The following is a 24,971-nucleotide window of genomic DNA, read 5'->3' as shown; positions in this document are numbered from 1 at the left end:
GCGCCACAGCGTAGCGTTCGTGATCTTCGGGCGAGCATCCGATTCCCCCATCGAGTGCGATGGCAGGCAAGATGGGTGCGTGACCCTTATCGATCAGCTGCCGCAGACCGCAGACCCCGACGCCCTCTACGAAGCCTTCGAGTCGTGGGCCGGGGAACGCGGTCTCACCCTCTATCCACACCAGGAGGAGGCGCTGATCGAGGTGGTTTCGGGCGCAAACGTGATCGTGTCCACGCCCACCGGCTCGGGCAAGAGCATGATCGCCGCGGCTGCGCACTTCGCGGCACTCGCGCGCGACGAGGTCACCTTCTACACGGCTCCGATCAAGGCGCTCGTTTCCGAGAAGTTCTTCGAGCTGTGCAAGATCTTCGGCACCGAGAACGTCGGCATGCTCACCGGCGACGCCTCCGTGAACGCCGACGCGCCCGTCATCTGCTGCACCGCTGAGGTACTGGCCTCCATCGCGCTCCGCGACGGCAAGCAGGCCGACGTCGGCCAGGTCGTGATGGACGAGTTCCACTTCTACGCGGAGGGCGACCGCGGCTGGGCCTGGCAGATCCCGATCCTGGAACTGCCGCAGGCGCAGTTCATCCTGATGTCGGCGACGCTCGGCGACGTCGCGATGTTCGAGAAGGACCTCACCAGGCGCACCGGCCGCCCGACCGCGGTGGTCCGCTCGGCGACCCGTCCTGTGCCCCTGTCCTACGAATACGTGCTGACTCCGCTGACGGAGACGCTCACCGAGCTCCTGGCCACCAGGCAGGCTCCGGTGTACATCGTGCACTTCACCCAGGCGCAGGCCGTGGAGCGGGCGCAGGCGCTGATGAGCATCAACATGTGCACGCGGGAGGAGAAGGACCAGATCGCCGAGCTGATCGGCAACTTCCGCTTCACCACCAAGTTCGGCCGCAATCTCTCCCGTTACGTGCGGCACGGCATCGGGGTGCACCACGCGGGCATGCTGCCCAAGTACCGCCGCCTGGTGGAGAAGTTGGCCCAGGCCGGCCTGCTGAAGGTCATCTGCGGTACGGACACCCTCGGTGTCGGCGTCAACGTACCCATCCGCACCGTGCTGTTCACGGCGCTGACGAAGTACGACGGCACCCGGGTGCGGACACTGCGTGCGCGGGAGTTCCACCAGATCGCGGGCCGGGCCGGGCGCGCCGGCTTCGACACGGCGGGCTTTGTGGTGGCGCAGGCACCCGAGCACGTCATCGAGAACGAGAAGGCGCTCGCCAAAGCGGGCGACGACGCGAAGAAGCGTCGCAAGGTGGTGCGCAAGAAGGCTCCCGAGGGTTTCGTCGGCTGGACGGACAACACCTTCGAGAAGCTCATCGCCTCCGACCCGGAACCTCTCACGTCGCGTTTCCGGGTGACGCACACGATGCTGCTCTCCGTGATCGCCCGGCCCGGCAACGCGTTCGACGCGATGCGGCATCTGCTGGAGGACAATCACGAGCCGCGCAAGCAGCAACTGCGGCACATCCGGCGGGCGATCGCGATCTACCGCTCGCTCCTCGACGGTGACATCGTCGAGAAGCTCGACGAGCCGGACGCGAGCGGACGCATCGTGCGCCTCACCGTCGACCTGCAGCAGGACTTCGCGCTCAATCAGCCGCTGTCCACCTTCGCGCTCGCCTCGTTCGATCTGCTCGACCCCGAATCCCCCTCGTACGCGCTGGACATGGTGTCCGTCGTCGAGTCCACGCTGGACGATCCGCGCCAGATCCTGGCGGCCCAGCAGAACAAGGCGCGCGGCGAGGCAGTGGCGGCGATGAAGGCGGACGGCGTCGAGTACGAGGAGCGCATGGAGCGTCTCCAGGACGTGTCGTACCCCAAGCCGTTGGAAGAGCTGCTCTTCCACGCGTACAACACCTACCGCAAGAGCCACCCGTGGGTGGGTGATCACCCGCTCTCCCCGAAGTCCGTCATCCGTGACATGTACGAACGGGCCATGTCGTTCACGGAGTTCGTCTCCTACTACGAACTCGCGCGCACCGAGGGCATCGTGCTGCGCTACCTCGCCGGTGCCTACAAGACCCTCGACCACACCGTCCCGGACCACCTCAAGTCCGAGGACCTGGAGGACCTCATCGCCTGGCTGGGCGAGATGGTGCGCCAGGTCGACTCCAGCCTCCTGGACGAGTGGGAGCAGCTCGCCAACCCCGAAGTGATGACGGCCGAGGAGGCCCAGGAGAAGGCCGACCAGGTCAAGCCGGTCACCTCCAACGCCCGCGCCTTCCGCGTCCTGGTCCGCAACGCCATGTTCCGCCGCGTCGAGCTGGCCGCTCTCGACCACGTCAACGAGCTGGGTGAGATGGACGCCGAGTCCGGGTGGGACGCGGACGCCTGGGGTGAGGCGATGGACAAGTACTGGGACGAGTACGAGGACCTCGGCACGGGTCCCGACGCACGCGGCCCCAAGCTGCTGCTGATCACCGAGGAGCCGCAGCACAGCCTTTGGCGCGTCCGGCAGACCTTCGCCGACCCGAATGGTGATCACGACTGGGGCATCAGCGCGGAGGTCGACCTCTCCGCCTCCGACACGGAGGGCCGTGCGGTCATCAGGGTCACCGACGTCGGTCAGCTGTGAGCACAGGAGAATCCCACCCATGACGAACCCAGTCGAGAGACTCGTCGATCTGCTCGACCTGGAGCAGATCGAGGTCAACATCTTCCGTGGCCGCAGCTCGCAGGAGTCCTTGCAGCGCGTCTTCGGCGGCCAGGTGGCGGGCCAGGCCCTGGTCGCCGCCGGGCGCACCACGGAGGGCGACCGTCCTGTGCACTCGCTGCACGCGTACTTCCTGCGTCCGGGAAGGCCGGGCGTGCCCATCGTGTACCAGGTCGAACGGGTGCGGGACGGGCGGTCGTTCACCACCCGGCGCGTCACCGCCGTGCAGCAGGGTCGCACGATCTTCAATCTGACCGCCTCCTTTCACAAGCCTGAGGAAGGGAGCTTCGAGCATCAGCTGCCGCCCGCTCGCGAGGTCCCGGATCCGGAGTCGCTGCCGACGGTGACGCAGGAGATCAAGAAGCATCTGGGCGCGCTCCCCGAGACGTTGGAGCGCATGGCGCGGCGTCAGCCCTTCGACATCCGCTATGTGGACCGGCTGCGCTGGACTCCGGAGGAGGTCAAGGACGCCGAGCCGCGCAGTGCGGTGTGGATGCGTGCCGTCGGCCCGCTGGGCGACGATCCGCTCGTGCACACCTGCGCCCTCACCTACGCCAGCGACATGACCCTCCTGGACGCGGTGCGGATCCCCGTCGAACCGCTGTGGGGTCCGCGCGGCTTCGACATGGCCTCGCTCGATCACGCCATGTGGTTCCACCGGCCGTTTCGCGCGGACGAGTGGTTCCTGTACGACCAGGAGTCACCGATCGCGACGGGCGGACGCGGGCTTGCCCGTGGGCGGATCTACGACCTGCAAGGACGCCTCCTCGTCTCGGTCGTCCAGGAGGGCCTCTTCAGAGCTCTGTAGATCAGTGTCCGGTCGTCCGTGGAAGGGCTGTTCGCGCGCTCGGGGTGTTGACCGGTCAGTGGTTTCTGCGGCGCAGCCACCCGAGCAGACCTCGCGAGCGTTGTGGTGGCTCGCCGGGGGACGTTGCTTCCTCGGGCCGAGGCGGTCGGTGCGCGGCGGCCCGCGGTGAGGGCTTGGGCGTGGGTCGGGGAGCGGGCCGGATCTCCCGGGCCTCCTCAACGGCGTGCCCCAGATCCGCCCTGAGCCAGCCGATCTCGTCGGGGTCGTCCGCCGTCATGATCCGCGAGGCGAGGTGTGCGGCGGCGGAGTCCGGCGCCCCGTGGGAAGCCGACGGGGGCCGGAATCGGTTCAGATGGGCGCGCTCGTAAGGGTCCTTGACGATCTCCGCCACCTGGACCGGATCGAGCAGCGATGCCAGAACGGCGGCGCGAGCCCAGGGGTCCTCCGTCTGCCGCAGCAGGAATCCCCTGTGCCGCCCTCGCCAGTTGCGCGGACGCAGGTCCAGGCCCGCTGCCAGCTGGTCGCGGAGATCCTCGGGTGTCCGTCCGCTCAGGAGCCGGGCATGCTGCTCGTCGGCCGCGAACTGCCGCAGTTCCTCGGCCAGATACAGCCAGACCACCGCCCGGTAGCGGTTCAGGTAAAACTTCACCGGCACGATCAGACCCAGGCGCGCCAGGCGTGTGAACCTGGTGGCCGTCACGTCCATGAGGGTCGCGCCCTCCGTCGTACCGACGACCTTGACGCGCTCGCGCAGAGCCGTTGGAAAACCGGCCTCCGAGCGCACCCGGTCGATCTCCGGGCGAGTGACGCGGCGTCCTCCTCCCCCGTCGTCGGGAACGGTCCGGATGCGTCCGAGCTGGACGGCGAGGTCGAACTCGCCCCGCCGCAGATCGAGTTCACGCGCGGCGGTGCTGAGGGCGAGGCTCGGTCGCTGCGCCCCGGGCGCGACCGGGACGGCGGTGGACGTGCTTGATTGCGTGATGGTGTTGCCGGACATGGTGGTTCTCCCCCGTGGAGCGAGTTGCTCGCGCCTGCTTGCGCTTGCTTCGGGAAAAACCGTAGCCGGAATCGCCGACCTCGCGCCGAGCCTGTGGATAACTTCGAAGGGGGCGGCGTTTGTGCAGGTCAGATGTCTATGGTGGAGGTCCGGTCGGGTTGCCGGGCGTCCACGGCCAAGTGCTCGCCGACGCGGTTGACCAACAGGGTCATCTCGTAGGCGACCTGGCCGATGTCGGCCTCCGCGGCGCTGAGGACGCACAGACAGCTTCCCGCGCCGGCCGCGGTGACGAAGAGGACCGCGTCATCGAACTCGATCATGGTCTGGCGTACCTGGCCCGCGCCGAAGTGACGGCCCGAGCCCTTGGCCAGACTGTGCAGGCCGGACGAAACGGCTGCGAGATGCTCTGCGTCCTCGCGTCGAAGTCCCGTGCTGGCGCCCGTCACCAGTCCGTCGTTGGACAGCACCAGCGCGTGTCGTACGTGCTCGACCCGTTCGGTCAGGTCGTCCAGCAGCCAGCCAAGTCCAGAGTTCTGTGCCATGGTCCGCTCTCCCCGTTCACTCGTCCTCCCTGGCCGGAGGATTCGACCAGCCAGCCTTCCCCACAGCTGCCGTCCGAGCAAGGAGGATGAGCGGCATGGCACATAAGATGACTGATGAGCAATGGCGGGCGTTCGTCTCGCACGGCACCCGCACCGGAAAGCTGTCGACCGTCCGGGCGGACGGGAGTCCCCATGTGACGCCGATCTGGTTCCTGTTGGACGGCGACGACGTGGTCTTCAACACCGCGCAGGAGAGCGTGAAGGGGCGAAATCTCGCCCGCGACGGCCGCGTCGCCCTGTGCGTGGACGACGACCGGCCGCCGTTCGACTTCGTTGTGCTGCAGGGGCGGGCCGAACTCTCCGAGGATCTCGCCGATTTGCGGCACTGGGCCGCACGGATCGGCGCGCGGTACATGGGCGAGGACCGTGCCGAGGAGTTCGGAAAGCGCAACGGCGTACCCGGTGAACTCCTCGTACGCATACGGATAGAGAAGGTCCTGGCCCAGGCGGCCGTAGCCGACTGACATTTGGCTCGGTCGGCCCTCAACCCACGGAGTCGAGCAGCCGGGCGGTGTGCACCCGCCCGGCGTACTCGACGAGCCGGATCAGCACCTCCTTCCCGGAGTCGCGGTCACGGGCGTCACAGAGCACCACGGGCGTGCCCCGATCCAGGTCGAGCGCGCGGGAGACGTCCTGGGCGCCGTAAGTGCGGGCACCCGAGAAGCAGTTGACGGCCACGACGAACGGGATGTGCCGGTGCTCGAAGTAGTCCACCGCGGGGAAGCAGTCCTCCAGGCGCCGGGTGTCCGCGAGGACGACGGCTCCGAGGGCACCCTGCGACAACTCGTCCCACAGGAACCAGAACCGGTCCTGGCCGGGTGTGCCGAAGAGGTAGAGCGAGAGTCCGGACCTGATGGTGATGCGTCCGAAGTCCATGGCGACGGTCGTCGTGACCTTCTGGTCCACGCCGTCGGTGTCGTCGACCGACTGGCCCGCCTCGCTCAGCAGTTCCTCGGTGCGCAGTGGCCTGATCTCACTGACCGCGCCCACCAGGGTGGTCTTGCCCACGCCGAATCCGCCGGCGACCAGTATCTTCAACGCCAGGGCGGTCATCTCGCCGTCCGAGGCGTCGGAGTTCTCGGAGACCATCGATCACTTCTCTCGGGAGTGCCGGCAACGCTCGACGTCGGTACATCTGTGCGGAGTCTGCATCATGGCAACTGCGACTCCTCTACGGGGGATTGGACCGCTATTTGGCCGTTGTGACCGACTCTCGCCTGTTCGGTGCCCGAATGTATGCGCAAGTCGGCACAGGCCGCGACAACGTGGTTCATCTACAGCGCCCTCAATCCCGCGATGACCTCGCGGAGGATTCGTTCGTCGGGCAGTTGCGCGGGCGGCACCGGGCGGCTGACAGTCACGCAGCCCAGTTCCAGAAGGTCGCCCAGGAGCACCCGTACGACCCCCACCGGCAGGTCCGCTCCCGCGGCGAGTTCGGCCACGGACTGCGTCTCGATGCGGCAGAGTTCGATCAGGGCCCGGTGTTCCGGACCCAACGAGGTGTCGTCGTCGACGCCTGGCGCGCCCGTGTCGAGCGTGACAAGGGCTATCAGGTCGAACCGCACCCCGGTGGGGCCGGGTTTGGTGCGGCCGCCCGTCATGGCGTAGGGGCGGACGAGAGGTCCGGCCTCGTTGTCGTACCACTGGCTGCCCGGCTGCTCCAGGGCGCCGGGCCTGTCCTCGGTCATCTGCACCGACCGTCCTCGGTCATCCGGCGGCGGGCGGCTGCGCTGCGACGCGCGGCGGCGTGTAGAGGTGTTCTCCGACGCGCTTGACCAGCCGTGCCATCTCGTACGCCACCAGTCCGATGTCGGCCGTGACGGCGGTGAGCAGGGCGAGGCAGGAGCCGTCGCCCGCGGCCGCCACGAAGAGGAAGCCGTCGTCCATCTCCACCATCGTCTGGCGCACGCCCCCGGCGCCGAAGTGGCGGCCGGCGCCCTTGGCGAGACTGTGGAAGCCGGAGGCGACCGCGGCAAGGTGCTCCGCGTCCTCGCGCCGCAGGTCGCTGGACGCGCCCACCGCGAGTCCGTCGTTGGACAACACCACGGCGTGCCGGACTTCGGCGACGCGCAGTACCAAGTCGTCCAGCAGCCAGTCGAGTTCGCCGGACCGCTGGGCGGCCCTCATACTCGGGTCCTGGATCATGCGAGGTCTCCTTCGCTGCTGTCGCTGCCCGGTTCGGAGTCAGGGGTGGCGCTGCGGCCGGGGATCCTGCCGCCGCCGCGCGTCCAGCCGTCGCGGTAGGCCGCCATGCGGTCCCGTACGACTTCCGGGGTGCGCTCGTCGTCGTTACGGGAAGCCGAGGTGTCCGTGTGCTTCTCGGGGCGCTGTTCGCGCAGCTGAGGGGCGAGATGCGCCTGCCGTACGCGCCGCGGGAGGTCGTCGGATTCCTCGGATCCCTCAGGTTCCTCGGGTTCCTCCGTCTGCCTGTGCAGACGCAGGGTGGTGACTCCGGGTGGCGGAGTGTCGGATGAACCGTTGGCCGAGGCCTTGCCGGCGGACTGCAGGGGTACCGCCAGTGCGGGCCGTTCGGTCAGCGCCTGGAGCGAGTCCTGCTCCTGGGCGGCCGCCACGCGCGCGTACTCGCGTTCCGCGGGCCGTTCGGTGTCGGCCCGCTTGGGGGAACGTTCCACCGCGCCGCCGTGCAGGAGTGCCGTGGGCAGCAGGACGACTGCCGTCGTTCCGCCGTAGGGCGACGTTCTCAGGTGCACCTTGATGCCGTGCCGTGCGGCGAGCCTGCTGACCACGAAGAGACCGAGCCGGTCGCTGTCGAACAGGTCGAGCGCCTCGGACTGTTCGATGCGGCGGTTGGCCTCGGCGAGTGTTTCCGTCCCCATGCCGAGTCCGCGGTCCTCGACTTCGACGGCATACCCGTTGCCGACCGGTTCTCCGACGATGCGTACTCGGGTGTGCGGCGGCGAGAACTGTGCAGCGTTCTCGACGATCTCGGCGAGAAGGTGCGTGAGGTCGGCGACGGCGGCTCCGGCCACGGATGCCTCGGAGAGCTGTCGTACCTCCACGCGCGCGTAGTCCTCGACTTCGGACACGGCGGCACGGACCACGTTCGTCAGGGAGACCGGCATGCGCCAGGCCCGGCCGGGGGCGGCTCCGGAGAGGATGATCAGGCTCTCCGCGTGGCGCCGCATCCTCGTGGTGAGGTGGTCGAGCCGGAACAGGTCGCTCAGCTCGTTCGGGTCGTCGGACCTGCGCTCCATGCTGTCGAGCAGGCTCAGCTGGCGGTGTACGAGGACCTGACTGCGCCGGGCGAGATTGACGAAGACGCCGGAGATTCCGCTGGCGAGTTCCGCGCGTTCGACGGCGGCGCGCAGCGCGGCGCGGTGCACGGTGCCCAAGGCCTCCGCGACCTGTCCGGTCTCGTCCTCTGCGGGCGGCCCGGGCGGAGCCTCCGCACGGACGTCGATCTCCTCTCCCGCACGCAGCTTGCGCATGGCTTCCGGGAGTTTGCGCCGGGCGATCTCCAGGGCGCCGTTTCGCAGGCTCACCAATTCCACGACGAGACCGCGTCCGATGCGTACGGAGATCACCAGCGACGCGGCGACGGCGGCCAGGCCGAAGAGAACGGCGGCACCGGCGGGTGTGAGCAGACCGCGCGAGAACGGGTCGGCCCGGTCCGCGACGCCACGGCCCGCGTCCGCCGCGATCGTTCGCATGTCGTCCTGCACGCGCGCGTGGGCGGTGTTCCAGTCGGCTTCCGGCGCGGCGTCGATCGCCTTGCCGCCGGGTCGCGACACGAGCACCTTGTCCTCGGCGGCGCGCACATGGGCGTACGCGCTCCCCTCCACGAGGTCGTGCCAGGCGGTGCGTTCGGGACCGCGCAGATCCGTTACTGCGGCATCGGTCAGAGTGCGGCGCGTGTCGACGGCGCCGGTGAACAGCCGCAGCCGTTCCCCGTCCAGGCTTCCGGCGAGCCGGGCGCTGGACAGCACCGCGTCCTCCTGGGCGAGCGTCTCCCCCGCCCGGGAGAATTCGAGCAGCACGCGCGCGTCGGAGCCGAGATCGGCGTCCTGGATGCCGGTGAGCGCGCCCCCCACGGAGAACGCCGTCGCGATGGTCCTGGTGTACTGCCCGTAGGCCTCGTCCCATCCGACACGACGCTCCAGCACGGCGGCGCGCAGGGTGGGCAGCTTTTCGGCGCCGGTGACGAAGGCGTCGAGGCGCCCGGCGACGCCGGTCGGCAGGTCGGCGCCGTCGGCGACGGTGCTGCCGTCATCGAGGCGCAGCTTGGCCACCGAGCGATCGGTGTGTCCTGCCAGCTTCCTGAGGTCGCTCTGCTGCTCGGCGGCGGGGTCGGTGGCGTAGCGGACGGCGGCCTCGCGTTCCTTCTGGAGCGCGGCGACGGCGTCGTCGACCGGGGCCCGTACGGTCTCGTCCACGCGCTGCAACTGGCGCAGCCGTGCGACGTCCTGAGCGGTGGTCACGGTGGCGTAGGCCCAAAGAGCGAGCAGGGAGACGACCGGCACCATCAGCAGACAGACGATCTTGGCGCGCACGGTGCGGGGGCGCACCCGCCACCGTTCCGCGCGGGTGGGCGTCTCGGGCGACGGTCCGGCAGGGAAGTCGTCGGGGTCGGTGCGCTCGTCGGCGGGAGGGCCGGCATGGGCGCGGCGGCCCCGCGCCGGTGGCTGGGGCGGCGCCTCGGCGCTGCCTGTGGGGGTCCTACGGGGTGTACGCATGGCCTCCTCGCTCAGGGTGGTTCGGGCGTCCTTGCGAGCCGTCGCGGCTCCGGCCCCGTGGCTAGCGGGCGACGCTCTGGACCGGCCGTTGGGCCGATGCGGAAGCCTCGCGTTCTCCGGCCGTCGGGGACAGCGCGACGAACGCCGATGTCAGGAAGAGATAGGAGCCGAGGCCCACGGCGAGGGGGAAGATGAACTGCATCGCCGTGGCCCCGGGCAGGGCCCCGCCGGAGGGGCTGACGCTCACGCTCACCGCCATCATCCCGGTGTAATGCATGCTGCTCACCGCCCCTCCCATGACGAGGGAAGCGACGGCGACGGCCACGGGCGACTTGATGTTGAGTGCCGCCCACAGGGCCGCGGTGGCAGCCACCACGGCGATCACGACGGAGAGTCCGACGAGCATCGGGTCGTAGTGCACGGCGCCGTGCAGTCGCAGCGCGGCCATTCCCAGGTAGTGCATGCTCGCGACACCGAGCCCGGTGGTCAGTCCGCCGAGGAACAGCGCGCGGCCCCGGTCTCGGCCGTAGCCGACGGCGAAGACGCCGGCGCCCACGACGACCATGGCGACGATGAGGCTGAGGATGGTCAGCGGCACGTTGTAGCGCATTTCCGTGCCGGTGACGCTGAAGCCCAGCATCGCCACGAAGTGCATCGTCCAGATGCCCGTGCCGATCGCGGAGGCGGCGGTGAGAAGCCAGTTGCGGCGCGAGCGCCCCGTGGTGCCGAGCGCACGGACGGTGCAGCGCAGCCCCAGGGCGGCGCCTATGCAGGCCATGACGTACGACAGCGCGGGGGTCAGCCAGCCGAAGGCTGCGTGGTCCAGGTGTCCCATGGCTCAGGGACGCTAGCGGGGGCAGGGGCGCGCAGAGGGGGCGCATTTCGAAAGGTATTGCAATATGACGCAGACATGCACCTGAACGATCGCGTCCCGCTCGAACATGCGCGCAGCGTCGTCCTTCGTGTCGGTGAGGGATCATGCGGAACATGAGCGACGACCACACACACGTCCAGGAATTCTTCGCCGCGCGGGCGGCCGACTGGGACACCCGTTTCCCCGACGACGGACCGGCCTACGCGGCCGCGGTCGCCGAACTCGGCCTACGGAAAGGCGACCGCGTCCTCGACGCGGGCTGCGGCACCGGACGCGCCCTGCCGCCGCTGCGTGCCGCCGTAGGCCCTTCCGGGGTCGTCATCGGTGCCGATCTGACCCCGGCCATGCTGGAGGCCGCCGTACGGGCGGGACGGGATCGCGACGGGCGGCTGCTGCTCGCCGATGTCGCCGGGCTGCCGTTGCGCACCGGGTCGCTCGACGCCGTGTTCGGCGCCGGCCTCGTCTCGCATCTGCCCGATCCCGTGGAGAACCTGCGGGAGTTGGCCCGGGTCGTGCGACCCGGCGGCACTCTGGCGCTGTTCCATCCGATCGGCCGGGCGGCGCTCGCCGCACGCCAGGGCCGCCGCATCACCCCGGACGACCTGCGCGCGCAGGACCGGCTCGGGCCTCTCCTGGCCGGCTCCTGCTGGGACATGACGTCGTACGTCGACGAGGACGCCCGCTTCCTCGCGCTCGCCGTGCGCCGGAGCTGACGACTCACCGCGGGGGCTGGGACTTCAGCCCCTGCCGACCACCTCTGCCACGAAGGCGTCGGGGTTGTCGAACATGATGTTGTGGCCCGCGGCAGGCACCGTCACCACTCGTACACCGGCCTCCTCCAGGCCCTCCCTGCCGGAGAGTTCGCCGGTCAACGCGCCCTGGAGGTAGACGCGGTCCGCCGCGGACTCCTGGAGCATGTGGCGCATCGTGGGGGTGGTGCCTCGCCTGAGCCCGGCCGCCGTGCGGTACAGGGCGCGCGGGTCGGCGAGCCGCATGGTGGCCGCCCAAGAGGGGCCGACCTTTTCCAGCACGCGCGCGTGGCCGCCGTTTTCGACGTAGTCGTCCTCCTCGTACGAGGCGATGCCGCTGCTGCCCGCGGTGGCCGGAGGGTACGGGTCGAGGTTCGCCTCGACGAGGACCAGGCGCGAGACGAGGTCGGGGCGCCGGTGGGCGAGCACGATCGCGACGGCGCCGCCCATGCTGTGCGCGACGAGTTCCGCCCGGGTGGCGCGGGCCGCGTCCAGCGCGGCCGCCAGGGCGTCGGCGTGATCCTCCAGCGTGTAGCCGAAGTCCGCGGGTCGGTCGCTGATGCCGTGCCCCGGCAGGTCGACGAACAGGGTGCGCCGACCCGCCAGTTCGGGCCGGGCCGCGATGTGCGCGTTGTAGACCGTCGAGGCCGCGCCCAGTCCGTGCACGTACACCCGCGCGGGTTCCGCGCCCTCCGTCTCCGTCCAGCGGATCAGACTGCCCCTGCCGTCGAACTCGGCCTGCTTCATCGCGCTCTCCCCTGTGACTCCGCGTCGCTTGTCGTCTCCGAAGACAATACATCGGCGCCGATGTATTACGGAACAGGAATATAACTGGAGGGATGTACAACGCGAGTGCGGCAGAATGGAGGCATGCTGGAGCTGACCATCCTCGGTTTCCTGTTCGACGCCCCACTGCACGGCTATGAGCTGCGCAAACGCATCACGGCGCTGACGGGGCACGTGAAGCCCGTCGCCGAGAGCACGCTGTATCCCGCGATCAAGCGGCTGGAGAAGGCGGATCTGCTGGCGCGGGCGACGCAGCCAGGCGCCGTGGCCGCTCCGCGGCACGTCCTGACACTCACAGAGGAGGGCCGGCAGGAGCTGCGCCGCCGGCTGGCGCAGCCGGTGCAGCGGGACATCACCGACGAGAACCGCTGGTTCACGGTGCTCGCGTTCCTGCGGCACCTGGACGATCCGGCGGCCCAGGCCGCGGTGTTGCGGCGCAGGCTCGCCTTCCTGGAGGAGCCCGCGAGCTTCTTCTACGACGGCGACGAACCGCTGAGCGCGGAGGAGCTGGACGATCCGTTCCGGCGCGGCGTCCTCACCATCGCTCGGGCCACGAGCCGGGCCGAACTGGCCTGGCTGCGCGACACGATCGACTCACTCGACGCGGGCCGTTGAGACGGGGCAGCCCCGTACTCCGGGCACCGGACGGGTGCCCAGCTCGGCGACGCCATAGCCGTCCGGGTAGCCCTTGATCTCCCGGTTCTGCCGGGCGAAGTGCGGGGCCCGCCGCGGTGGCAGCAGGCGCACCAGGCGGCCGCGGGCGCGTACCGCCCGCCGGACCAGCGCGCGCGTGGCGGCACCCGGCGGCTCGTACCGGAAAGCGCTGAGGAGCGGCTCGTCGAGCAGGGCGAGGGTCGAGGCGCGCAGCACGGGTGCGAGCGGGCGCGGATACCAGGAGGCCATCAGGTCCAGCGTGGCGTCGGAGACGCGGCGCGCGGCTTCGTCCCATCCGAAATGGGCCTCTTCGTAGGCGTCGAGACAGGCCTCGAACTCCTCGTAGGTCTCCGGGATGCCCTTGATGCCCATGTGCCGCCCCAGGGTGCGGTAGTGCACGGTGGAGGCGACGGTCTCGTGCCGTGACAACCTGCGCCACCCGTAGGCGTCGATCCACCGCTTGGGCATCACCACGAAGGTGCAGAGCACGTAACGCATGTCTTCATTGCTGATGTCGTAGCTGCGGTGCATCTGATTGATGCGGCAAATCGCGGTGCGGCCCTGGTCGGCGTCGAAGCCGTGCTCGACGACGGTGTCCAGGAGCAGGGCCGTGTCGTCGTAGCGCTTCTGTGTCCGCTCGGTGAGTTCCGTCGTCTCGGCGAGCAGGCGGCCGATGCTGGGGACGGCGTAGGTGCGGTAGAGCGCCAGTTCCAGAGCCCGGGTGAAGTCCCAGGGGAATTCGTACGCGGCGCTGAGCCGGTAGATCTCCGAAGCGTCCTTTTCCGGATCCAGTCGCCGGATCTGTGCGAGCCGCTCGTAGCGCTTCACCGGGCCGTCCCCCTTCTGCGGTGGAAGCTTCAACTCTACGTTGAGTAGCAGCAGATGAACGATCAGCGATGACCGTCGCACAGGGGGAAGGTGGCCCGATGTCCGGCATGTTCGACAGACTCCGCAAGATATGGCGCACGGAAACGGCCGAGGGTCAGGATGCGCAGCGGCCTGTGAAGCGACGGCCGGAGAAGCGTACGCACAACGTGTTCGAGGCGGCCGCGGCCTATGTGTCCGCGTGCGCGGAGGACGACCAGGATCAGATCGACGAGGCCGCGGCGTGGGTGTCGCCGGAGGCACTGTCGTTCGGAGTGAACGAACTGGCCTGCCGGGCGGTGATCGCCCTGGCCCGGGAGCGCGATGAGTCGCCTCACGCGGTGGCCCGTACGCTGCTCGGACTGCCCGCCGCGTGACCGGCGCGGGCTCGGGCGGCCGATTCGCCCCTGTCCAGCCGGATAACTGCAGCTCCGCGTGTACGGGCGGCTGGTGACAACCGGCTTCCGGTCGCATTAGGGTGCGCCGACGGATGAAGCGAAGGGGAGGCAGGGATGGCCGGGACGGACGATGACGCCGTCGCCACCGTGGACGACGATGCGCTGTATGTGCTGACAGCTGTGCTGCTGACGCCTGCGAAGTTCCCCAGCGTGCTGGGGGACGACTACCCCGAGGCGTGTGCGGCGCTGGATCTGGCACCCCTGGCCGACGGGTACGGTCTCGTGATCGGCCAGGACAGCGACGGTGCGCGGTGGACGGTCGTGATCGACGACGTCTCCCTGGTAGCGGTCGCCATCGCGTCGTGGGACTGCGGCATGGAGTACGACCTTTCGCCCGACGAGCGCACGGTCGTCGCCGCGTTGCCCGGCTGGCCGTTGGCGGTCGCCGTCGCGGCGCCGGGAGTGCCCGCCCCGCACGATCCGGCGCCCGAGCTCACCGAGCGGCCTCCGCTGTGTCCGCCCGACACCGCCTCGTGGGGGCCCGCTCAACGGCGCCTCGGCGCCGACGAGATCGCACTCCAGTGGGCGGTCTGGCGGGAACAGATCGACGACGGCGACTTCGCCGTATCGGGGCAGGATGAGGCCTCCGCCGAGGAGGAGGAGAGCGACCGGAGCGAAGCGGAGGACGGCGAGGGCCGGGGCGGATCCCCCAGCGGCGTCCGTCGGGTGCTCGCCGAGGCCCGTTCGTACGTGGACACGCCACCGCCCCTGGGCCGCGTCCGCTCGTCCTTCGCCACCGGCGACGCCCGGACGCTGCGCGCCGACGGTCCCGGCTGGTCCATGGTGGCCAGGACGGACGACATCGCGTTCGTGCTCCTCGACGAGGAACCGGGCGAGGTCCTGCCCGTGGGCCGTGGGGCGGAGCTGCCCGGCCTCCTGGAGGCTCTCGACAAGATGGCGGTACGGCCCAGCTGACGGACCGCACCACGTGCGATTCCCGTGGTGCGCCCCGGCCAGTGGTGCGCCTCGGCCAGTGGTGCGGGCCGGGAGGGCCTGCGGAGGGATTTCGTGGTCCGCATGCTCTGTGTCGCGACAGGCAGTGCCGTGCGTCCGAGGCGCCTCGTCTTGGACCGTCGGCGATCGTCGTGGCGGCGCTCGGCCTGACTGGACATCATGTCCGTCATCGCTGTCCCGGCTGTCTTGAACCCCCATGCGCTGCCGCCGTCCCATGTGGTCCCAAGACATGGCCGACCGCTGGGCGCCATCCGACCATGAGACCGCTCTCACTCCCCTGGTCGCTTCACGCCCTGTCATGGAGGCCGGTCATGCGTGTGTCCCGAGGTATGCCCCTCATCGCTCTCGCCCTGGTGGCGTTGGCCGTTCCAGGACCGGCTCCGGCCTGGGCCACGCCGGCCGGGGACGGGCACTGCGCGGGGCAGGAGCGGGTGCACGTGCCCGGCGCCGCGTTCCAGCAGAGCGCCTGTCTGGGGGACTTGACCACGTCCGCGCTCGCCGGGACGCCGTACACGGACATGGCCGACCAGGCGGGGTTGACGGCGCAGGGCACGCGTCATCCGTCAGGGGTGCCCGGAACGCAGTTCGACGGGTACTTCCCGGACAGCTCGCACTTCAACGCGACGCACGGCTGGCGGCACGACGCGCAGTTCGTGATCCGGCTCCCGGACCGCTGGAACGGTGGCCTGGTCGTCACGGGCGCCCCGGGCACGCGCAAGCAGTACGCCACCGACGCGGCGATCTCGGACCAGGCGCTGGCTCAGGGATACGCCTACGCAGCCACCGACAAGGGCAACAGCGGGCCCGACTTCTACCGCGACGGAATCCGGCCCGGGGACGCGGTCGCCGAGTGGAACAGCCGGACCACCCAACTCACCCGCGCCGCCGGGCGGGCGGTCGCACAGCGCTACGGACACGCACCACGGCGGACATACATGACGGGCATCTCCAACGGGGGCTATCTCACACGGTGGCAGTTGGAGAACCATCCGGAGCTGTACGACGGCGGTCTGGACTGGGAGGGCGCGCTGTGGACCCGGGAAGGCCCTAACCTGCTCACCTCGCTGCCCACGACGGTGGCCCGAACACTCGGCCGGGCCGGGGACGAGGACATGTACGCGGTGGGCTTCGCGCGGGGCTCGGAGTTCCTGTGGCCGTACCACGAGAGGGCCTACTGGGGCGTCACACAGAAGATCTACCGGGCCGAATTCGACCCGTCCTACGATCCCGGCTGCCCCGGTGTGTCCGCCGGGTCCACGACCGAGCAGATCCTGGCTCCGTGCGCCTCCGACGCGGCGTACGACTACGCGTCACGCCCCGCGTCCGTCCACCGGGCCGTGGCCCGCGTGGCCCTCACCGGACGGATCGGCAGGCCGCTGATCACCCTGCACGGCGACCTGGACGCGCTGCTGCCCAAGGCGGCTGACTCCGATGTGTACGCGCGGATGATCGACGCGAGCGGCCGGGGGCGGCTGCACCGCTCCTACACGGTCGTGGGCGGCACGCACGTCGACGGGCTGTACGACACATATCCGGAGCGGCTGCGGCCGATCCTGCCCTGCTACCGGTCGGCGTTCGACGTGCTCACCGCCTGGGTGGAGCGCGGCAGCCGACCGCCCGCGGACCATGCCGTCGGCAGGCCCGCGAGCGGTGACGTGGTCGACTCGTGCACGGTGGGCACGGGCACAACGGGTCAGTAGTGCGTCAACGGCCGAGCTCTTTGCGCGTGACACGGCGCAGCCTGCGCCGCTGCGAGGGGTCCAGTGTCAGGTACGCGGCCGCCGGGACTCCCAGCACGATCAGAAGGGAGGCCCACCAGGGCAGCCAGAACAACAGGATGAGCCCGACCGCCACACCTCCTGCGGCGATCTTCGCGTTCATCGACATATGCGTCGCCTCCTTCGCGGCTGCTGCCGCTCTCTGTCCGAAGAACGGGTCCGCGCCTTTCACGGTTCCGGATCGCGACCCTGATACGTCCCTGAGGCACGCCCCCTAGTCATCCCTGAGAGTGTGCCCCGCTACCGGGTCCTGAGCGGCTCACCCACCTCGTGCATGTGGCCCAGGGCCTGCCGGTAGGAGTCGACGAGCCCGGTCTCCGCATAAGGGATACCCAATTCCGCGCAGTGGGCGCGCACCAGGGGCTGCGCCAGCCGCAGATGCGGACGGGGCATGCTCGGGAACAGGTGGTGCTCGATCTGGTAGTTGAGGCCGCCGAGGAACCAGTCGGTCAGGACGGCGCCACGGATGTTGCGCGAGGTGAGCACCTGGCGGCGCAGGTGACCCCAGCGTTCGCCGCTCGGGTCGGGCATCTCCATGCCCTTGTGGTTGGGCGCGAAGGCCAGGCCCAGGTGCAGGCCGAAGAGCGCCTGGTGGACGGCGGCGAAGGCGAGGGCCTTGCCCAGGGACATGGAGGTGAGCAGCAGGGTGACGTAGGCGACGACATGGGTCACCAGGAGCAGAGCCTCCACCGCCCGCTCCCGCGGCGTCTGCCGTCGCAGGTCCTGGAAGCCGTGGACCTTCAGGGCGATGCCTTCGAGGAGGGTGAGCGGGAAGAAGAGCCAGGCCTGGTGGCGGGTGAGCCAGCGCCGGAAGCCGACCCGATCCCTGGCCTGCCCGCTGGTGAAGACCAGGACGTCGGCGAGGACGTCGGGATCTTTGTCGATGTCGTTGGGGTTCGCGTGGTGACGTGTGTGCTTCTCGTTCCACCACGCGAAGCTCATTCCGAGCAGGAGGTTGCCGTGGATCAGGCCGATCAGACGGCCGGCGGACCTGTTGCCGGTGATCTGGGAGTGACCCGCGTCGTGGCCTATGAAAGCCGTCCGGGCCGAGAACACCGCGAGCAGAGGGGCCAGGAGCAAAGCCCACCACGAGTTGCCGATGAGGACGATGCCCGTCACGAGACCGGCGAGGGCCAGCGTGTTCACCGCGATCGTGAGCGCGTACCAGCCATGGCGGCGGCCGAGAAGACCCCGGTCCTTGACGGTACGCAGCAGGGGCGTGAACTCGCTTCCCTGGGGCTGCGCCACGGGGGCCCCTTGAGGGAGTTCCGCGACGGCTGCGGCGGTCTGGGGCATGGTGGGTCTCCGGTCTCTTGAGGAACGGGCCGGCCGACGCCTGACGGACTGGCCGACCAGATGCAACGTACGGACCGTTGACCTTCGGCGACCATGGCGCTACCACCCGTGTACCTGCGGGGGCTTGCCCCGCACCATCGGGGGGCTGAGCCCACCCCCTTCCGACGTGTGCCGGCTCACAGTCGGCCCGCCGCCGTCCACGGGGTGCAGTGCTGTATCCTCGGCGATTCCCGGGCCGACTAGTCAAGTTTGAGGAATGCGTCATCCCTGAACAGAGGATTCCCACAGCCACTCTCTCCGAGATCTCCGAACTGGTGTACCACTGCGCCGCGTTCGTCCCCGACGATCCGCCTCGCGCGAGCAGCGTCGCCTTCTGGCGGCCCGACGGCGAGGCGCCTCCCGCCGTGGCGTCCGGTTCCCCGGACGAACTCAGCGTCGTGCTGCCTGCGGACGAGTCAAGTCAGCATTTGAGTCGTTGAGGTCCGGCATCCGGGCCGCAAACGGCGGCCGGAACATCACCCGACTCACCGCGTCAAACAACCGGATCACGGCGGCCGCCGGTGTCCGAATTTGGATGCAGGCCAGCCCCGTCCCGGCCTGCGACGCGACAACGAACCTTCCCGTGGATTCACTGCATTTCCAGTGCCGGAACGTATCAACCGGAATTCAAGGGCACCGACGGAATGCATGGCACGAACTGCGGTCAGGCGTAAGGACATAGACGCAACAAGTAAGTCAAGACTTACCTTTAGGGAACTTTGGCCGTATGGTGCGGCTCGAATCGAAGGAGTCCCTTGTTGTCAGACATAAATGATTCCGCCGTGCGTGCGGTTGAATCGGAGCAAGGTTACGTGTCCTCATTGTATGAGCTGCTCACCGAGCGGCTTTCCGAGGCGCGAGCGAACCGGGCGAGTGTGCTGAAGGCCCCGGCGGACGGCGCCGGCGAGGCGTACGAAAGAGAGATCGCCGCCGACCGCCTGACCAAGGAGATCGGCCGACTGGAAGGCGCCGAGAGGGGGCTGGTCTTCGGGCGCATCGACTGGACGGACGGCACGGCCCTGCGCATCGGGCGGATCGGACTGCACACGGAGGAGGACGAACTGCCGCTGCTCGTTGACTGGCGCGCGAACGCGGCGCGGCCCTTCTACGAGGCGACACCGGTCCACCCGATGGATCTGCGGCGGCGCCGGCACCTGCGCCTCGAGGAGCGCACGGTCGTCTCGGTGAGCGACGAACTGCTCGACGGGACCGCCCCGACCGACGAAGACGTCGTGGGGGACGGCCCGTTGACCGAGGCTCTGTCGGCACGGCGTACGGGCAGGATGCACGCGGCCGTCGCGACGCTGCAGGCCGAGCAGGACGAGATCGTCCGCTCCGCCCACCGCGGGGTGACCGTGGTGCAGGGCGGGCCGGGCACCGGCAAGACGGTGGTGGCCCTGCACCGGGCGGCCTACGTCCTGTACGCGTTTCCGCGCGCCGCGGAGGAAGGCGTCCTCGTGGTCGGCCCCAACGCCCGTTTCCTCGACTACATCTCCCAGGTCCTTCCCTCGCTCGGGGAGAACGACGTCGATCTGGCGACCTGTCAGGAACTGGCCGGAGTGTCCCCCGACTCGGTGGACGCGTTCGACGCAGCGCGCCTCAAGGGCGGCCTGGACCTCGCCGACGCCTTGGCCGGCCTGCTGCGAGAACACCAGGCCCCCGCCGGTGACTTCGCTGTCCGGGTCGGGCAGGAACTGGTCCACCTGTCCGAGAAGGAGGTCGCCACTGCACGCGCCGCCGCCCTGGCGGCCGCATCCGGCCACAACCCCGCGCGCCAGGCGTTCAAGGAACTCCTGGTCGACGCCGTCACCGACGCGATGCAACGGGACATGGGCGACCTCCTGGAGCAGATCGACGCCGATGCCGAGCAGATGACGGGCCTGAACCTCGACCGGTTCACGGGCGTCGCCCAGCTCCGTGCCGAGGGCGCCGCCGACCCGGGTCCGGCCCACGAGCTGGACCTGGACGCCATCGGGGCCGATCTCCTCGACGACGCCGGTGTCGACCGGGCGGTCGAGGCGCTGTGGCCGAGGCTGGTACCCGGCGACCTCGTGAAGGCGCTGCTGACGGATGCCGACGCCCTGGCCGAGCACCTGCCGACCCTGACCCCGCAGGAGCGGTCCCTTCTCCTGCGCGCCCCGGACGCCCCGTGGACCGATGCGGACGTGCCGTTGCTCGACGAGGCGGCGAGCCTGGTCGACGGCCCGCCCGAGCGGACGTACGGGCACGTCGTCGTCGACGAGGCGCAGGAACTGACCGCTATGCAGTGGCGGATGATCGTCCGCCGCTGCCCGGCGAGGGCGATGACGCTCGTGGGGGACTTCGCCCAGTCGGGCTCGGCCACAACGGCACGCGACTGGAAGGAAGCCCTGAGCCCGCATGTCGGGACGCGGTTCAGACTGCACGACCTGACGGTCAGTTACCGCACCACGCAGGAGATCCTGGATAGCGTCCGGGACCTGCTCGCGCGAATCGCTCCGGACCAGCGGCCCACACGGTCACTGCGCAGCGGTGAGAGCCCGCGCACCGTGACCACACATGGGGACGGGTTGGTCACCGCCGTCGTGGAGGAACTGCGCGCCCAGAGCACCGCGCAGCCGGACGAACTCCTGGGAGTGATCTGCGCGGACACCCGGGTGAGCCAGTTGACGGCTCACGGCATCGCCGACCACGCACGCATCGTGCCCGCGTCCGAAGCACGTGGCCTCGAGTTCGACGGGGTCGTCGTCCTGAACCCCGAGGAGATCATCACGGCCCACCCCGGCGGGGAGAGGGACCTGTACGTGGCGCTGACCCGGGCCACCAAGCGCCTGTGCACCATCACCACCCAGCCCGCATGATGGCGCGGCGCCCGCGTGGTCGCCGCGGGCGCACAAGTGCCCCAACGCGCCGTCAATGTACGCACTGGTGCAGCCCTGGTAGGCATTGGTGTAGTCCTGGCCTCCCTGCTCAGCCTGATGTCCTGAGTTCTGCCGGCGGGGCCGCCAGGTCGGCCTGAACGTCAGTGCGCCGGTCAGTCGACGCCTTCGATGATGCGGAAGTCGCGCTCGACGCCGTCGGAAAGGACGACCAGCGCCTCCTGGTATGCCGCGCTCTCGCGTGCCGCGACCGCCTGTTCAAAGGTGTCGAACTCGACCAGGACGGTGCGCTCGGCGATTCCGGCGTCGTGGGCGACGACCCGACCGCCGCGGGCGAGCGTCCGCCCGCCCCCGGCCCGGACGGCCAGACCGGCCAGCTTGTTGTAGGCGGCCAGCTTCTCGGGGTCGGAAATGGTGCGGTAGACGCTGACCCAGTAGCCCTTGGCCATGGAAACCTCCTGTGTTCGGACAAGCGTGCCGGCCTTCGAGTCGACACTCAGATTGATCGGCCCCGGCGACGGATCACCGGGCAGTTCAGAGGGCGGTTCGCAAGGGACTGGCTGATTGTGGTGTGCTGTTGAGATAAGGCGATGTTTCAGTGGGCGATGGAGCCCTGCCTACAACTCGTGCCAATCGCTCAGTTCACCAGGCATCCCTGTCTGGATGAAGTCGTGAACATGTCCCGCCCAAGCCGTCCTCGCTCTACATCTGGCCAGCTCAGCGTGAAGTCGCAAAGGGCTCACGTGAGCGGCTCGTGTGTCACGCCGGGAGGCATCCATCGGCGCAGTGCCTGGTCGATGGGCGCGGGGCATGGACACCTCCTGCTTCGGTTTCCGAATCACTATGATGCTTCGGAACCCGAAGCGCAAGGAGTGGGCAAGGAAGCCAGAACGCCTCGGCCGGGCTCACCGGCACGAGGGTCCGATTCAGGGCGCCGGGTCATGGCTGCACTCGATCTGCTCGGGCGGCGCTGGACGCTGCGCACCCTGCGGGAACCGAGCCAAGCCCCGGCAGGCTTCCGGAAGTTGCAGCGCCGTTGTGAACACATGCCATCGAGCGTGCCCAGCACCTGACTGGGCGAGCTGACCGGCGCCCGCGTACTCACTCTGCACGGCGACGCCTATCACCTCACTCGGCTTGCGGGTCGAGCATCGCCGCCCAGCGCTCCGACCACTGGACGAGGGGGCCGAGTGCGAGGCAGGCATCCCGCCCCAGTGGAGTGAGCTCGTACCGGCTGTCGGGTAGTTGGTGAACCACGTGGGCATCCAGCAGTTCGGTCAGGCGCTGTCGCATCACGCTGGAGGACATGTCGTCGCACTGCTTCTGCAGGGGGCGGAACCCAAGGGGCCCCTCGCGCAGCTCCCAAAGGATGCGCAGGCTCCACCGCCGCCCGAACAGGTCGAGTGCGGCCATGAGGGGGCGACCGGTGGCCGAACCACGAACTGGCTTGCCGGGTTTTGGGGTTGGCATGGCGTGGAGTCCAGCCTCCAAGGTTGATGCTTCGGATTCCGAAACGCTACCATCGGCGATCGCTTCGGAAAACGAAACGAAGGGGGACCGTCGTGGCAACCACCCACCCGCGTCGCCCCGCACCGTGCGCTGCGGAATCCCACGATCACCGCCTGGGAGCACTACCTGCGCCGCAGCTGCGTCAGTGGTGATGACCGCCAGGCTCAACGCCCACTCGGAGATGGAGACCAGATGGCCACGACACAGTTTCCCTCGGCTGCGGGACGAACCGCCGTCGCCGCCGCTTTGGCCGAGGACGCCTCGGGGAACGACATCACCACCGCGTGGAGTGTTCCCGAAGACCTGGCGGCCACGGCCGAAGTCCGCACCCGGCAGAGCGGCATTGCCGCCGGCCTCCCCGCGGTCGCCGAGGTCTTCGCGCAGGTCGATCCCGAGGTCGAGATCGAGGCGAGCGTCGCCGACGGCGCCCGGCTGACCGACGGCGACGTCCTGTTACGCCTGTCCGGTCCGGCGCGCAGCCTGATCACCGGCGAGCGCACGGCGCTGAACTTCCTGCAGCGCCTGTGCGGCATCGCGACACTGACCGACCGCTACGTCCAGGCCGAGACCGAGACCCGCATTCTGGACACCCGCAAGACGGCACCGGGCCTGCGTGCCCTCGACAAGTACGCGGTGGCCGTCGGCGGTGGCCGCAACCACCGGCTCGACCTGGCGGCGATGGTCCTGCTCAAGGAGAACCACATCGCCGCGGCGGGCGGGGTGACCGCAGCGATGGAGGCGGTCCGCCGCGGGATGGCGCGTACCGGGCAGACGGTGGAGGTCGATGTCGAAGTGCAGACCGTGGCAGAAGCTGCTGAGGCGCTCGATGCCGGGGCCCGCTGGATCATGCTCGACAACATGCCGTTGGCCGACATCGAGCAGGTGGTGAAGATCCGGGCCGAACGAGCCGACTCTCCCCGGATCCTGCTGGAGGCCTCGGGTACCGTCCGCCTGGACAGTGTCCGCGCCATCGCCGAAACGGGCGTCGACCTCATCTCGGTCGGAGCGTTGACACACAGCGCGCCCGCACTCGACCTGTCGATGCTGCTGACCACAGGCCCGGCGCCATGCCCGAGGTAGCGATCGTCGACGCGTGTCAGAGACAGCGCAGGGGTGGCAGCGCGACCGCCGTTCTGGACGACGCGCCGTTGACCGACGAGGAACGATGCCGTATTCCCACGGAGTTGGGAACGTCGCACGCCGTCTTCCTCCGCGCGACCGGAACCGAGCGCACCCATCCGTCGTACACCCTCCGGTTCTTCACCCCCGCAGGCGAACTGCCCGCCTGCGGCCACGGCACCGTCGCCGCCCTCGCGCTGCTCGCCGAACGTGAAGGCGGCGACGACTACCGCGCCGTCCTGCGGACGACCCACCGCAGCTTCGACGGCCGGGTCACCCGAAACGGTGACAGCCTGACAGCATCGTTCGATCCAGGCCCGGTCAGCCTGAACGACGCCCAAGGGCCCGAACTGGAGGCAATCGCACACAGCCTCGGACTGGCCGCGGACGCAGTCGCCGGGGACGCCTGCGTGGCGTCGAACGGGCGGCCGAGGCTTCTGCTGCCCGTACGGTCCCGCGCCGTGCTGGCCGAACTCACCCCGGACTTCACCCTGCTGCGCGCAGCCTGCGACAGCCACGGTCTGCTGGGCTGCTACGCCTACTCGCTCCCGGACCGGCACGGCCGGGCGGCAGCCCGGATGTTCGCGCCGTCGATCGGAGTCCCCGAGGACATCGCCAACGCCAACAGCACCGCCTGCCTGGCCGCGCACGCGGCCGGATCCGGTACGGACCGCCTCATCGTCGACATGGGCGACCACCTCGGCTGCCCGTCGACCATCACAGCAACCGTTCACCACGACGGCCTGGAGCACCGAATCCGGGTCGGCGGCCAAGCGACGATCGCGCGAACGGCCGTGCGCTGAGGCCTGCGGTACTCAGGGCCGGTCTCGGTGTCCTGAGGCCGCAGCGCGACCAGGTTCGAGCTGCTCCGCAGGTGGCGGCAGTACAGCGCGACCCGGACACCGAGGCGGCACCCGCGCCGGAGGTCGACGCGTCCGCCGCAGGAAGCAATTGCACGGCGACTGGCCGAGGGATCGGGGCGCGACAGCAAGGCCTGGCGCTCGCCGTCCGCGCGTGGCGGTACGGCGGTGCCCCTGCCCTGTCCGTGTTCGAGGAGCAGTGGTCCCTGGCGGCGGATTCACTGGCACGCGCGCGTGCCGCCCTGGAGTCGGCCCGGGACGAGGACGAGCGGCCGCGGCTCAGCTCCTCCGGCAACCGCTGGAGCGTGGTCTGCGGACAGGCCCGGCTGCGCCGACGCTGACGCCGAACACCTAGAACACGCACAGGGCACGCGCGCGTGTGCCGTCCGACGACGGCCACG

Annotated in this window: 25 protein-coding genes; 12 read left to right on the top strand and 13 right to left on the bottom strand. The window is 69.6% G+C overall.

From position 1 onward, the window contains the following. Window positions 1–79 precede the first annotated feature (79 nt). Both ACN6LB_RS15020 and ACN6LB_RS15015 read left to right on the top strand, forming a co-directional pair. On the top strand, window positions 80–2,593 hold the full coding sequence (locus ACN6LB_RS15020) for a DEAD/DEAH box helicase (RefSeq protein WP_445026233.1): 2,514 nt from the start codon (window positions 80–82) through the stop codon (window positions 2,591–2,593). Between the two features lie 19 nt (window positions 2,594–2,612). Further along, window positions 2,613–3,479, top strand: a complete 867-nt coding sequence (locus ACN6LB_RS15015) for an acyl-CoA thioesterase (RefSeq protein WP_356135724.1) — start codon at window positions 2,613–2,615, stop codon at window positions 3,477–3,479. 55 nt (window positions 3,480–3,534) lie between these two features. Here the strand turns inward: ACN6LB_RS15015 and ACN6LB_RS15010 are convergent, their stop codons facing one another. After that, complete coding sequence (locus ACN6LB_RS15010) at window positions 3,535–4,476, bottom strand: DUF6397 family protein (protein ID WP_445026232.1); 942 nt, start codon at window positions 4,474–4,476, stop codon at window positions 3,535–3,537. Between the two features lie 128 nt (window positions 4,477–4,604). Beyond that, entirely contained in the window at window positions 4,605–5,018 is a 414-nt protein-coding gene (locus ACN6LB_RS15005) for a roadblock/LC7 domain-containing protein (protein WP_356135720.1), read from the bottom strand. 95 nt (window positions 5,019–5,113) lie between these two features. On the opposite strand from ACN6LB_RS15005, the gene ACN6LB_RS15000 reads away from it, so the two are divergent. Continuing rightward, window positions 5,114–5,542, top strand: a complete 429-nt coding sequence (locus ACN6LB_RS15000) for a PPOX class F420-dependent oxidoreductase (protein WP_356135718.1) — start codon at window positions 5,114–5,116, stop codon at window positions 5,540–5,542. 19 nt (window positions 5,543–5,561) lie between these two features. Here the strand turns inward: ACN6LB_RS15000 and ACN6LB_RS14995 are convergent, their stop codons facing one another. The 5 genes from ACN6LB_RS14995 to ACN6LB_RS14975 form a co-directional block, all read right to left on the bottom strand. Next, a complete protein-coding gene (locus ACN6LB_RS14995) occupies window positions 5,562–6,167 on the bottom strand; it encodes a GTP-binding protein (protein WP_356135716.1) in 606 nt (201 codons plus the stop codon). A 185-nt stretch (window positions 6,168–6,352) separates the two neighbouring features. Further along, window positions 6,353–6,766 (bottom strand): DUF742 domain-containing protein, encoded by a 414-nt coding sequence (locus ACN6LB_RS14990; protein WP_356135714.1) that lies wholly within the window; start codon window positions 6,764–6,766, stop codon window positions 6,353–6,355. A 19-nt stretch (window positions 6,767–6,785) separates the two neighbouring features. After that, complete coding sequence (locus ACN6LB_RS14985; protein ID WP_356135713.1) at window positions 6,786–7,223, bottom strand: roadblock/LC7 domain-containing protein; 438 nt, start codon at window positions 7,221–7,223, stop codon at window positions 6,786–6,788. After that, entirely contained in the window at window positions 7,220–9,772 is a 2,553-nt protein-coding gene (locus ACN6LB_RS14980; protein ID WP_445026231.1) for a sensor histidine kinase, read from the bottom strand. Before ACN6LB_RS14980 ends, ACN6LB_RS14985 begins: the two co-directional genes overlap by 4 nt. Before the next feature lie 61 nt (window positions 9,773–9,833). Further along, window positions 9,834–10,607 carry an MHYT domain-containing protein gene (locus ACN6LB_RS14975; protein WP_356135710.1) on the bottom strand — a complete coding sequence of 258 codons (774 nt, stop codon included), beginning with the start codon at window positions 10,605–10,607 and terminating at the stop codon, window positions 9,834–9,836. A gap of 152 nt (window positions 10,608–10,759) precedes the next feature. On the opposite strand from ACN6LB_RS14975, the gene ACN6LB_RS14970 reads away from it, so the two are divergent. Continuing rightward, the gene (locus ACN6LB_RS14970) at window positions 10,760–11,359 is read left to right on the top strand and encodes a class I SAM-dependent methyltransferase (protein WP_445026230.1); all 600 of its coding nucleotides are present in this window, start codon (window positions 10,760–10,762) and stop codon (window positions 11,357–11,359) included. A 24-nt stretch (window positions 11,360–11,383) separates the two neighbouring features. On the opposite strand, the gene ACN6LB_RS14965 is transcribed toward ACN6LB_RS14970, so the two are convergent. After that, window positions 11,384–12,142 (bottom strand): alpha/beta fold hydrolase, encoded by a 759-nt coding sequence (locus tag ACN6LB_RS14965; RefSeq protein ID WP_445026229.1) that lies wholly within the window; start codon window positions 12,140–12,142, stop codon window positions 11,384–11,386. Window positions 12,143–12,265: 123 nt separating this feature from the next. On the opposite strand from ACN6LB_RS14965, the gene ACN6LB_RS14960 reads away from it, so the two are divergent. Beyond that, on the top strand, window positions 12,266–12,796 hold the full coding sequence (locus ACN6LB_RS14960; protein WP_445026228.1) for a PadR family transcriptional regulator: 531 nt from the start codon (window positions 12,266–12,268) through the stop codon (window positions 12,794–12,796). Here the strand turns inward: ACN6LB_RS14960 and ACN6LB_RS14955 are convergent. Further along, window positions 12,776–13,663 carry an oxygenase MpaB family protein gene (locus ACN6LB_RS14955; RefSeq protein WP_445026227.1) on the bottom strand — a complete coding sequence of 296 codons (888 nt, stop codon included), beginning with the start codon at window positions 13,661–13,663 and terminating at the stop codon, window positions 12,776–12,778. The genes ACN6LB_RS14960 and ACN6LB_RS14955 overlap by 21 nt on opposite strands. 107 nt (window positions 13,664–13,770) lie before the next feature. On the opposite strand from ACN6LB_RS14955, the gene ACN6LB_RS14950 reads away from it, so the two are divergent. The 3 genes from ACN6LB_RS14950 (at window position 13,771) to ACN6LB_RS14940 (ending at window position 16,811) form a co-directional block, all read left to right on the top strand. After that, window positions 13,771–14,076: a hypothetical protein gene (locus ACN6LB_RS14950; RefSeq protein ID WP_445026226.1), complete on the top strand. Its 306-nt coding sequence runs from the start codon at window positions 13,771–13,773 to the stop codon at window positions 14,074–14,076. 135 nt (window positions 14,077–14,211) lie between these two features. Further along, window positions 14,212–15,072 carry a hypothetical protein gene (locus tag ACN6LB_RS14945; protein ID WP_445026225.1) on the top strand — a complete coding sequence of 287 codons (861 nt, stop codon included), beginning with the start codon at window positions 14,212–14,214 and terminating at the stop codon, window positions 15,070–15,072. A 350-nt stretch (window positions 15,073–15,422) separates the two neighbouring features. Beyond that, window positions 15,423–16,811, top strand: coding sequence for a tannase/feruloyl esterase family alpha/beta hydrolase (locus tag ACN6LB_RS14940; RefSeq protein ID WP_445026224.1), 1,389 nt, complete (start codon window positions 15,423–15,425; stop codon window positions 16,809–16,811). A 4-nt stretch (window positions 16,812–16,815) separates the two neighbouring features. On the opposite strand, the gene ACN6LB_RS14935 is transcribed toward ACN6LB_RS14940, so the two are convergent. Continuing rightward, window positions 16,816–16,998: a hypothetical protein gene (locus tag ACN6LB_RS14935; RefSeq protein WP_356135694.1), complete on the bottom strand. Its 183-nt coding sequence runs from the start codon at window positions 16,996–16,998 to the stop codon at window positions 16,816–16,818. 131 nt (window positions 16,999–17,129) lie between these two features. Beyond that, entirely contained in the window at window positions 17,130–18,185 is a 1,056-nt protein-coding gene (locus tag ACN6LB_RS14930; protein WP_445026223.1) for a fatty acid desaturase family protein, read from the bottom strand. An 851-nt stretch (window positions 18,186–19,036) separates the two neighbouring features. Here ACN6LB_RS14930 and ACN6LB_RS14925 point away from each other — a divergent pair. Continuing rightward, entirely contained in the window at window positions 19,037–21,064 is a 2,028-nt protein-coding gene (locus tag ACN6LB_RS14925; RefSeq protein WP_445026222.1) for a HelD family protein, read from the top strand. A gap of 173 nt (window positions 21,065–21,237) precedes the next feature. On the opposite strand, the gene ACN6LB_RS14920 is transcribed toward ACN6LB_RS14925, so the two are convergent. Both ACN6LB_RS14920 and ACN6LB_RS14915 read right to left on the bottom strand, forming a co-directional pair. Then, window positions 21,238–21,531 carry a DUF1330 domain-containing protein gene (locus ACN6LB_RS14920; RefSeq protein WP_445026221.1) on the bottom strand — a complete coding sequence of 98 codons (294 nt, stop codon included), beginning with the start codon at window positions 21,529–21,531 and terminating at the stop codon, window positions 21,238–21,240. A gap of 679 nt (window positions 21,532–22,210) precedes the next feature. Continuing rightward, window positions 22,211–22,495 carry a winged helix-turn-helix transcriptional regulator gene (locus ACN6LB_RS14915; RefSeq protein ID WP_356135683.1) on the bottom strand — a complete coding sequence of 95 codons (285 nt, stop codon included), beginning with the start codon at window positions 22,493–22,495 and terminating at the stop codon, window positions 22,211–22,213. A gap of 288 nt (window positions 22,496–22,783) precedes the next feature. On the opposite strand from ACN6LB_RS14915, the gene nadC reads away from it, so the two are divergent. The 3 genes from nadC (at window position 22,784) to ACN6LB_RS14900 (ending at window position 24,911) form a co-directional block, all read left to right on the top strand. Continuing rightward, window positions 22,784–23,671 carry a carboxylating nicotinate-nucleotide diphosphorylase gene (gene nadC, locus ACN6LB_RS14910; RefSeq protein WP_445026220.1) on the top strand — a complete coding sequence of 296 codons (888 nt, stop codon included), beginning with the start codon at window positions 22,784–22,786 and terminating at the stop codon, window positions 23,669–23,671. After that, window positions 23,659–24,513: a PhzF family phenazine biosynthesis protein gene (locus ACN6LB_RS14905; RefSeq protein WP_445026219.1), complete on the top strand. Its 855-nt coding sequence runs from the start codon at window positions 23,659–23,661 to the stop codon at window positions 24,511–24,513. Before nadC ends, ACN6LB_RS14905 begins: the two co-directional genes overlap by 13 nt. A gap of 71 nt (window positions 24,514–24,584) precedes the next feature. Then, window positions 24,585–24,911 carry a hypothetical protein gene (locus ACN6LB_RS14900; protein WP_445026218.1) on the top strand — a complete coding sequence of 109 codons (327 nt, stop codon included), beginning with the start codon at window positions 24,585–24,587 and terminating at the stop codon, window positions 24,909–24,911. Window positions 24,912–24,971: the final 60 nt, after the last annotated feature.

The organism is Streptomyces sp. SAS_270, from assembly GCF_052543295.1.
The sequence above is the reverse complement of the archived record's forward strand: the minus strand, read 5'-3'. Positions and strand labels throughout refer to the sequence as shown.